Annotated in this window: 10 protein-coding genes; 2 read left to right on the forward strand and 8 right to left on the reverse strand. The window is 44.3% G+C overall.

Annotation, left to right across the window (positions count from 1 at the left end; all coding sequences use genetic code 11):
• Position 1: 1 nt before the first annotated feature.
• The 3 genes from prs to L5M38_RS11995 all read right to left on the reverse strand — a co-directional run bounded on the left by prs (position 2) and on the right by L5M38_RS11995 (position 3,070).
• On the reverse strand, positions 2 to 889 hold the full coding sequence (gene prs / locus L5M38_RS11985; RefSeq protein WP_263179224.1) for a ribose-phosphate diphosphokinase: 888 nt from the start codon (positions 887 to 889) through the stop codon (positions 2 to 4).
• A gap of 357 nt (positions 890 to 1,246) precedes the next feature.
• A complete protein-coding gene (locus tag L5M38_RS11990) occupies positions 1,247 to 1,960 on the reverse strand; it encodes an NrtR DNA-binding winged helix domain-containing protein (RefSeq protein ID WP_173244236.1) in 714 nt (237 codons plus the stop codon).
• A gap of 81 nt (positions 1,961 to 2,041) precedes the next feature.
• Positions 2,042 to 3,070: a pyridoxal-phosphate dependent enzyme gene (locus tag L5M38_RS11995; RefSeq protein ID WP_263179225.1), complete on the reverse strand. Its 1,029-nt coding sequence runs from the start codon at positions 3,068 to 3,070 to the stop codon at positions 2,042 to 2,044.
• Positions 3,071 to 3,337: 267 nt separating this feature from the next.
• Between L5M38_RS11995 and L5M38_RS12000 the strand changes: the two genes are divergently transcribed.
• Positions 3,338 to 3,745 carry a YccF domain-containing protein gene (locus tag L5M38_RS12000; RefSeq protein ID WP_263179226.1) on the forward strand — a complete coding sequence of 136 codons (408 nt, stop codon included), beginning with the start codon at positions 3,338 to 3,340 and terminating at the stop codon, positions 3,743 to 3,745.
• Positions 3,746 to 3,780: 35 nt separating this feature from the next.
• Here the strand turns inward: L5M38_RS12000 and L5M38_RS12005 are convergent, their stop codons facing one another.
• From L5M38_RS12005 to L5M38_RS12025, 5 genes are all read right to left on the reverse strand, one after another.
• A complete protein-coding gene (locus L5M38_RS12005) occupies positions 3,781 to 4,671 on the reverse strand; it encodes an alpha/beta fold hydrolase (RefSeq protein ID WP_263179227.1) in 891 nt (296 codons plus the stop codon).
• A complete protein-coding gene (locus L5M38_RS12010; protein WP_263179229.1) occupies positions 4,668 to 5,708 on the reverse strand; it encodes a M14 family metallopeptidase in 1,041 nt (346 codons plus the stop codon). Before L5M38_RS12010 ends, L5M38_RS12005 begins: the two co-directional genes overlap by 4 nt.
• A 165-nt stretch (positions 5,709 to 5,873) precedes the next feature.
• Positions 5,874 to 6,620 carry a substrate-binding periplasmic protein gene (locus L5M38_RS12015; protein WP_263179230.1) on the reverse strand — a complete coding sequence of 249 codons (747 nt, stop codon included), beginning with the start codon at positions 6,618 to 6,620 and terminating at the stop codon, positions 5,874 to 5,876.
• A gap of 353 nt (positions 6,621 to 6,973) precedes the next feature.
• Positions 6,974 to 8,686, reverse strand: a complete 1,713-nt coding sequence (locus L5M38_RS12020; protein ID WP_263179231.1) for an AMP-binding protein — start codon at positions 8,684 to 8,686, stop codon at positions 6,974 to 6,976.
• A gap of 139 nt (positions 8,687 to 8,825) precedes the next feature.
• Positions 8,826 to 9,134, reverse strand: coding sequence for a DUF6508 domain-containing protein (locus tag L5M38_RS12025; RefSeq protein ID WP_263179233.1), 309 nt, complete (start codon positions 9,132 to 9,134; stop codon positions 8,826 to 8,828).
• Between the two features lie 116 nt (positions 9,135 to 9,250).
• On the opposite strand from L5M38_RS12025, the gene L5M38_RS12030 reads away from it, so the two are divergent.
• Positions 9,251 to 9,424: transposase (locus L5M38_RS12030; protein ID WP_263148818.1), on the forward strand; the 174-nt coding region annotated here is incomplete at its 3' end.

Below are 9,424 nucleotides of genomic sequence, written 5' to 3' on the forward strand. Positions count from 1 at the left end.
CTTAATGATTCATATAACTCAAAACAGCATGGCAATGACAGAACTCGCTCGAAATATGTGTGGGGACACCTAAACTATCGGTACAAAATAATCTGTCTATGCCCGACTCTCGCAGTACCAACTCGCTGGCCTTATCTTCATAATGTGACACGATCAAAATAACGCTTTGGGCACCCTTTTGCTTTAATTTGATGGCAAGTTCAATAAAGGTTCTGCCACCCGCGCAAATGTCGTCAACGATTAAGCAGGTTTTACCCGATAAGTCATCACAGAACACTTCGGTAGCGATAATATGCCCATTGACCACATCACGATGTTTATCGGCCCTGATCACCGGCATTCCCTGTAACGCTTTAGCTAAGCCGAATACTTTTTTATTCGCCCCCGCATCGGGCGAGACTAACACTAGCTCACCCGATAATTGGGCTGCGATCGCGGCGACAAAACTTTTGTTATCAATTACTTGAACCCGTTCTAACAATGCGGCTGTGACATCGCTGTGCGGGTCAAAAACGCTGACTGAAGCATATTGCTGCTGATTAATCAGGCTAGCATAGACTTTTATCGACAAGGCCTCACCGGCATTACACACCCTATCTTGGCGAGCGCCCGGCATATAAGGCAGTAGCAGATCAATTTGCTCGGCACCACTGCGACGCAATGCATCAGTTAACAACAAGAGTTGCATGATGGAATGATCGCCACAATAACCGAAGAAAACTGTGACGCGTTTCGCTGGAGGAACCAGTAGTTGAACATGGTTTTCCCCCGCACCAAATTGAAATAAACGGTAGTGAGTCTCATCGCTAGCTGCGGGTAACCGATAAAAATCGGCTTGCGAACATTGAGCGTGAGAAGCATCTTGAGACGTTTGAATACGTTGGGACATAGTAACCTCCTGTCTGTGGCAAGATTGCCGAAATTGACGACGCCCTTGTTGTCTACATGAACAATAGTGTCTTAAAGACATTATTATGTAAAGTTGATTTTTAGACTATTTCAGACGCCGCAACCTAAAATGTTATGCTTAAATGACATATAGTGTCCTTTAGACACTATTGGTGGGTGCGACAACTAAGAAGCTACAATATGGGTATCGAGTAATACAAGAACCGGAGACATTAAGGCAAAATCAGTAATTAAACAGCCTTTACTGATTCAAAGTCACCATGAATAAGGCATAACCAGTCGCCGTAACTCATATTGAGCAAGGCGAATATCTTGCTTAAATCCACATTCACTGTGATCAACATTCTAAATTTCTTAAGAAGCGATACGATGCGGTATTGGGTTTCAAGCGGTATAAATTAGCAGGACGACCACGTTCGGTGCGCTTTAATCCCGTATCGATCAATAAATCGGCCTGTTCAACCCGCCGACGAAAAGATTTACCTTGGATAGGCTTGCCCAGTAAAACCTCATGTACATGCTGCAGTTCTGGCAAGGTAAAAGGTTCAGACAGTGCAAATCCTGGTACTAAAGAATATAAGGCTTTTTGTGTTAAGCGTTCCCGCGCTTGCTCAATTAACTGCAGATGATCAAACGCCAAGGGCATCTGCAACACATCTGCTAATGGCCACCACTTAACATCACTCACTGAATCAATCTGAATTTGGCAAGCTTGATAACTCATCAAGGCGGTATAACACACAGTCACAGACCAGCCTCTTACATCGCGACCACGATTACCCACAGTGCATAGCTGCTCAATATAAGGTGGCACTACTGCGGTTTTCTCATGCAGTTTACGTAATACAGTTTGCTCAAGGGATTGATCGCAATTTTCATCGATAAACCCTCCAGGTAATCCCCATAAACCTAAAAATGGATGATTTGAGCGTTGTACTAGGAGTACTTTAAGCTGCTGATCGTGATAGGTAAACAATACAGCATCTACTGTCAGTAGCTGAGCCTTAAAAACCTTAGGATTGTAATTGGCGAGATATTCCGCTTCAGTCATTAATATTCCCCATCGTTCCAAATCATCAGCTTAACTTAGCATTACATAGCTTCAAACATATTATGTCTTAGCGTCACTAAGTCAATGCTCAGAGGCACAGGATGAGCCACTTTGCCCAAATTTACGCTGATAACGTGGCAACATGGTCTCGTTCCCGAGTAAGCCACCTTGGTGGATATACATCACAGGACGAGAGCCACCGCCTTGTAAATATTCCTCAAGCACAATAAAACCTAAGGGATCGTAGAGTAATTCAAACTGCACGCCTGAGGCGCAGACCCGCTGCCACATGGCATAAAATTCCGGATAAAGTTTACCAAAATGATATTTCTTGCCGACATTAACAATCTGTGGATGCTCACTGGTATTGGTATTAAGCAACAAAAATTGCAAGCGCAAATAATCATCGCCACCGACAACGGCACAAGTCACGACGCGAATATCCGTTTGCTGACGGATAAAATACTGATTTAAAAATAACGCTGTCGTTCCCGTCCCCGAAGGTAAAAACACCGTTAAATCAACCAATCCATTCGCCTTCGCAAACTGTACTATCTCTTGCGCCAATCTATTTACCCCGTATTCAGCGTAAGCACAACGACCCCCCTCAGGGATAAAAAGCGCCGTCGGCTCATTCACGAATACTTGAGCCTCGATATAATCTTGGCAACTCAGTCGCACATCGCCCACTTGCGCTGTAGGGTCAGGCCTAGCATTAAGATTTGACAAAACGTGAGGTTCAGATTGCGACTGAGTGCACGCCTGCTTTTGTGCTATTAACACACTTAAATCGATAATATTAGCGCCATTCGCTAAAGCGGCAGCGTAATTGCCCGTAGGATGTTTAACCACTTGACTGGCAATATGATCTACATAAAAATCACATTGCCAGCCTTTCATCTTCGCTAATGTTGACAATGAATACAGTGAGTTAGCTAATGGCGAGCCATGACCTATCACCTTGCTGATGCCTGCAAACTCATGATCTAAAAAATAGCCGAATTTGCGAGCTTTATTGCCACTAAACGCCGGATGCAGTAAATCATCACGTTTTAGGAATATGTCTCTGCCAGCAAAGGCAAATGGTTCGACAGGGGAATTTGCAAACATCAAGCTACTCAAACGATTAAATTCTCTGGTTTTTAAGCCAGTTAAGGGAAGGCTAGTGTAACTCCGCCCTTCCTGTTACGCCCTTAAGAAATTATCAATTTGGCGAAAAACTAGTGAAAATGACACATGAATCTCGAATACATATAATTAACCAATTGATTATGAACAATTTAAATAGTTGGCATAGTTATCGCTTAGACATTGACATATATTCAATTTATCGAAGCTAACGATAAAGGCTAACAGGGTAAACATAAGGAGCTTTCAATGGCTGTATTACGCTTAATATTCAACATAGCTTGGTTTGTACTCGGCGGATTTGTGATGGGACTCGCTTGGTGGCTCGCAGGTGTCCTGTGTTTTATCAGTATCATTGGTATTCCCTTCGGCCGCGCCTGTTTTGTTATCGGCGAAATGACCTTTTGGCCCTTCGGCCAAGAACAAATGAACCGTCGCCACTTAACTGGACGTGAAGACTTGGGCACAGGTGCATTAGGCATGGTAGGAAATATCATTTGGTTCTTACTGTTTGGGATCTGGTTAGTCATAGGGCATTTGCTCCACGCCTTAGCTTGTTTTGTGACGATTATCGGTATTCCCTTTGGGATACAGCATCTTAAGTTGGCTTTACTCAGCCTCACACCGATAGGCCAAACCGTAGTGGCTAAAGCTTAATAAGACAATGCGTTAACTGCGCTATTCACTCTCGATTATTTGGTTTCAAGAGTGGATAGCGCTTTGTCATCCCATACAGCAAATATCGCTTCGTTTAAGGCTATTTCTTCCTCCAATAAATCGTTGCAATCATATTGAGTATTGGCAGGCTCACTATCCACAGAAAACTGCACTTGCGGCTTAGTCGCCCCCACAATGTCCAACAGATAATGCGCCAGTTTTGCGGATGCATCTATAGCGGCATCGTGACCACAATACGCGAGTACAATCAAATCGGTGTAAAAATGCCGTGCTAACGCCTTACTCGATGCCATACTCACCAGCGCATCACGGTCACCGCAGAGCACAGTTATCGGCACTTCTACTGTCAATGGACATTGGTATTGAAAAGCCGCCCAAAGTTGTCGCCATACATTGCGTCTACTTGGTGTGGTATCGCGGCGAAACTCACTCCACTTGACAATTAAATCTCGGTCTCGCCGATGACGAAAACTGGTTAAACGCACTATAGTCGACTCGATTGGATGTAAAGCGTTACCCCGAGCCCGCATGAAAAAAGCCTTCAATGCATTCAGCGGGTTAAATCTTTGATACCAAGACGATAAATTCGCCGCACTGCTGTTTAATACAAAGGCATGCCTTATCTGCCAAGGTCGCTGGCATGCCATTTCCAACGCCAACATACCGCCCATAGACAAGCCGAGGAGATAAATAGTCTCCCCTTCCTGTACCTGCTCATCCAATTGCTGCCACACGGCATGGGCATAATCGGCAATCTTAAGCGGACTTAATTCGTGGGATAGCGTCCCATTGCCCGGAAGATCCGGTGTCAGCACTCGCAATCCCTTTTGTCGCAGACGCTGATCGAAACCATTCCAATGGCGCTGATCACGCATTAATCCCCTTAATAACACCCAAGTGGTCATGACTGAGACTCCCGATACCAATAATGCCGTGCGCACTCTGTCAGCTCAGTCAAACGTTCAGGTGTTAACTGCTCTAACGATTGGGCATAGGCCGCTTCCATCATAAATTGCATGAGTACTGTATGCCTGCGTAAAATCCTGTGGTGACGATGTGTTTTTTGTGGATTAAAAAAGCCAGCAAAATTAAATATTTGTCTAGGATTCTTCTTTATCCATGCCCAAGATCCCATCTCTAATGTCAAAGGTAAAAATGGCACCTGAGCAGAAGGATCTGCCACTTGGTGCTGGCGATAGAGATAATCCCAAATATCACCATGAGTGCGATAAAACTGGCTCTGCGGCGCCAACCGATAATGGCCGTGATGGGGATAACTCTGTTCAAATAATTGTTTTAGATGAAAAATATAATTGGCATTTTCGAAGGCGGTACGGGTATGGGCGTAGGGGAACCAGATATGATCACTCAAGCCAAATCCCGAGTGGGCATCGAGCGAAATCAAACTTGTGCTGCGACTCAACAGTTGTTGTACATAGGCAACTAAGCCCGCAGTTTCCAGCTCCATTCCCCCAATACCGCGATACCAGGGCAGCCGTGACGATATACGCTGTCCTCCCACCATAAAGGACACTTTTTCACGGGATTCTATCGGAGCGTTACGCATCAAATCCACTTGATTACCATTGCCCCGCGTTCCCATGAATAACCCAACAGGATTCACTACAGGTACAAAAGCTAACCGCAGGCCCGTTAGCATCTGTTGTAGGTGTTTATCCCAAACAAGCCGCTGCAATAAACTGTTTAACAATGCCAAAATAACTTGAGATCCAATACGCTCAACCCCATGCACGCCCCCCACAAAGAGTACTGTCGGACAAGGCGTATCTGTACCACCTAACTCAACACTGTAAAGGGGGAAATGCTCTTGGCGGAATGGAATGTCGGCAAGGATCTGATAATCTAACTTAAGATTATGAGTATCAATGAGTTGCTGCAGCGTATCTAACTCAAATGGAAGCTCAAAAGGAAGTTTCTTCATGTCACCTTAATCAATAAAATGAGAGAACAACTCATGCCGTTAAAGTGATACTAATAGTGAACAAAGACAAAATGATGACAAACTGCATATCAGAAGTGACTTTACGGGGAAATAGGCGGAAAAACAGCGAGTAAAACAAAGAATAAACTATCCTAAAACCCTACATTAGTCTTCACGATAAAGTAGCTCTCCAATAATGGTTTCTACGTCCACCTGCGCTAAACCTTGGTCAACAATATCTCGCCAACGCCGTCCCTCTTCTGTATTACGAAACGCGATATAGAGCTGCTTATTCGCCAGAATTTGCCGATTGATTTGCAACTTTGTCGCCAGCGGCTGTAAGGGCTTTTGCTTGAGTAAATAGTGCAGAACGTTGACATCAATCACCGCGGCATCAATCCGACCTGCGGCAACTTTTTTGACATTATACTCATCCGAAGTCACAGCTTCAGTCCGCTGTACACCGGAAACGATCATGCGATCTAAGGCCTGAGTATTCACATAATCTTTCACCACACCTAAGGTATAGCGATTAAGATCTTCAATATAATTCCAACTTACTGGATGGGACTTTTGCTCCACCAGCCCCAATGGACTTTCGCCAATCGGTTTTGAAAAGATAAACTTTTCTGTCTCTACATAGTATTCAGGAAAATAACCTATGTAGTCAGAGTTCGGCATAGTCGTAAGTTTGACAGCGCGGCTCCACGGATAGAAATCCACGTCTAATTGGTGTCCCATAACGTTCAGCGCCGCCCGTACCACGGCAATACTGGCACCCTGCTCCGTTAATTGCTCTCCTGAATAAGGCGGCCAAAGTAAAGAAGTGAGCATTAAGGTATCCGCTTTAGCTACGCTCAATCCCATAAAGGAAAGACAATACACAAGGAGCATTGAACGCCATCGAACCATTTAGTACTCCTTTGCCTACATGGATTTACGACTACATCATCGACAACTTAACGCTTTCGTTTTTATCTGCCGAGATTTTATGATTGGTTAGATTTTATGACTAGTTTTAGTATAGCCATCAAGCCACAGCGGGGAAGTGAAGTTTTGTTACAATTAGAATAACGACATTAGCAGCGAAAGCTAACTCAACATGCAGCTTGACTTGATGGTATGACTCGCCAACTTTTTCATTAGCCAATTAGCTTGTTCGTTTATCTGCTAACCGAAATAGTTAGACTGAATAAAATTCAAGCCGCATTACGCGGCTTGGAAGTCAAATATCAATAGTATTAATCAACTCAAAGCCAAATGACTTAAGCATTAATATCTTCATATAACTCTTGATACATCAGCTCACGCATTTTGAATTTCTGAATCTTTCCCGTCACTGTCATTGGATACTGATCCACAAACTTGATATAACGCGGCACTTTAAAGTAGGCGAACTTCTCGGTGAGAAAATGACGAATATCAGCCTCTGTAATCACGGCTCCTGAGCGGACTTTGATCCAAGCACACACTTCCTCGCCGTATTTATCGCTTTGAACGCCAAAGACCGCCGCATCCTGCACATCTTTATGGGTGTAAAGTTTCTCTTCAATCTCACGGGGATAAATATTCTCGCCGCCGCGAATAATCATATCTTTAATGCGCCCCACAATTTGCACATAACCTTGCTCATCCATTTGGCCAATATCGCCCGAATGTAGCCAGCCTTGACTGTCTATGGTTGCCGCCGTTTTCTCAGGATCATTCCAATAACACTGCATAATGCAGTAACCGCGACTACAGACTTCGCCGGGTTGATTAATTGGCAGCACTTCGCCAAATTCATCGACAATTTTCACTTCGGTATGGGGTAAAGCACGGCCAACGGTGAGAACGCGTTTCTCTACGGGTGAGTCGATTTCAGTAATGTGATTGAGCGGACTGCATTCGGTCTGACCATAGCCAATCAGCACTTCCTTCATATACATCAGGTTTTGTACACGTCGCATCACTTCTTCAGGACAAGTTGCCCCCGCCATCACGCCGGTACGTAAGGAACTCAAATCAAAACGAGCAAATTCTGGGTGTTCCAACTCGGCAATAAACATGGTCGGTACGCCATGCAAAGCGGTGCAACGCTCTTGCTCAATCACTTGCAATGTCGTCAGTGGATCAAAGGATTCACCGGGGAACACAGCAGTTGCGCCTTTAGCTAAGCAGACTAAACTGCCGAGTACCATGCCAAAACAATGGTATAAAGGCACTGGAATACAGAGTTTATCGTGATAGGTAAACTTCATCGCCTCTGCGACTAAATAGCCATTATTCAATATGTTATGATGGGATAGGGTCGCACCTTTCGGGCTGCCCGTCGTGCCAGAGGTAAACTGGATATTAATCGCATCGTATGGGCTTAATTCCTTAGCAATCCTCTCGAGCATTATCCTGTCAGCGGCGGTCACATCAACGATCAAGTCATCAAAATTCAGCATACCGACGGATTTCTCTGCGCCCATACGGATCACAAATTCAAGCTCAGGTACGGCTTTAGCTTGTAATTTACCCGTTGGGCAAAAAGTTAGCTCAGGCGCCAATTCATATAGCATCTCAAGATAATTGCTGGATTTAAACTTATCAGCACAAATTACCGCGCGACAACCCACGTTACTCAGCGCGTATTGCAACTCTTCAGGACGATACGCAGGATTAATACACACCATGATGGCGCCAATTTTAGCGGTCGCATATTGGGTTAAACACCACTCGATATTATTAGGCGACCAAATCCCTACCCTATCACCAGACTTAATGCCGAGTTTTAATAGTCCTGTGGCGAGCGCATCGATTTGGGCAAGATATTGGCGGTAATTCCAGCGGATATGTTGATGGTGTACGACGACAGCTAATTGGTCGGGATACGTTGCCGCAATCTCATCAAGATATTGACCTATGGTCTTCTCAACGAGTTTCGGTGATGACTCGCCTCTAAACTCGCTAGCATTTAGCGGGCTTATAACTTGGCTTGTAGGAACTGACATTAAGGCCTCCGTGCATTTATTATTATGGTTAGCGAGGTCCAAACTAACCAATCCACGGATCATGTCACAAGTAAAAAAGCACTTTATTAGACTAAAGAGTAAGACAAACGATTAGATAACAATCCATTAAAGCCCAGTGCTAACGGCTGATAAACTCAAAATGAGTACTCGACTTAGGCACTTTTAAGCTTTGTAACCGCTCAACAATAGCCAGTAACACCCCTTGGCGACGCATATTTTCTAACACGCCGGGGCTAAAAACCTCGAGTCGCGTCATGGCGGTTAGCAGCAACTTACATTGTGCGATGCTCGCATCACGAATATAGGCAGGTTTATCGACTAAGTAACTGTTGTTATACCAATAGTCCCAAGTGAAATTAGCCAATAACCAACCTTGCGTTGTCAGGTCATTAATAAATTCCAGCATTCGCTCATGACTTAAGATCACATCACCCGCCGTAAAATCCTTAAGATATTTAGTGTATAAGCCTGTAGTGGCACACTAATTTTGGCCACCTAAATAGAGGTGATATTATTACCTCGTAGATGACTTTAGGTGAACACATGAGATCGACAACCAGAAAAACATTTAGTGCTGAATTCAAACTTGAAGCAGCCCAATTAGTCCTCGATAAAAACCATAGCATCATCGAAGCTGCAAAGGCGATGAACGTAGGTAAGTCCACTATGGATAAATGGGTGAGACAGTTAAAACTAGAACGCCAGGGTGGCACACCA

Origin of the sequence: Shewanella sp. SM101 (assembly GCF_025654465.1) — a bacterium.
GTDB lineage: Bacteria > Pseudomonadota > Gammaproteobacteria > Enterobacterales > Shewanellaceae > Shewanella > Shewanella oncorhynchi.

Bases quoted from the DNA above. Each gene is read 5' to 3' on its own strand.
- prs (WP_263179224.1), bottom strand. From the start codon at position 889: ATGTCCCAACGTATTCAAACGTCTCAAGATGCTTCTCACGCTCAATGT.
- L5M38_RS11990 (WP_173244236.1), bottom strand. From the start codon at position 1,960: ATGACTGAAGCGGAATATCTCGCCAATTACAATCCTAAGGTTTTTAAG.
- L5M38_RS11995 (WP_263179225.1), bottom strand. From the start codon at position 3,070: ATGTTTGCAAATTCCCCTGTCGAACCATTTGCCTTTGCTGGCAGAGAC.
- L5M38_RS12000 (WP_263179226.1), top strand. From the start codon at position 3,338: ATGGCTGTATTACGCTTAATATTCAACATAGCTTGGTTTGTACTCGGC.
- L5M38_RS12005 (WP_263179227.1), bottom strand. From the start codon at position 4,671: ATGACCACTTGGGTGTTATTAAGGGGATTAATGCGTGATCAGCGCCAT.
- L5M38_RS12010 (WP_263179229.1), bottom strand. From the start codon at position 5,708: ATGAAGAAACTTCCTTTTGAGCTTCCATTTGAGTTAGATACGCTGCAG.
- L5M38_RS12015 (WP_263179230.1), bottom strand. From the start codon at position 6,620: ATGGTTCGATGGCGTTCAATGCTCCTTGTGTATTGTCTTTCCTTTATG.
- L5M38_RS12020 (WP_263179231.1), bottom strand. From the start codon at position 8,686: ATGTCAGTTCCTACAAGCCAAGTTATAAGCCCGCTAAATGCTAGCGAG.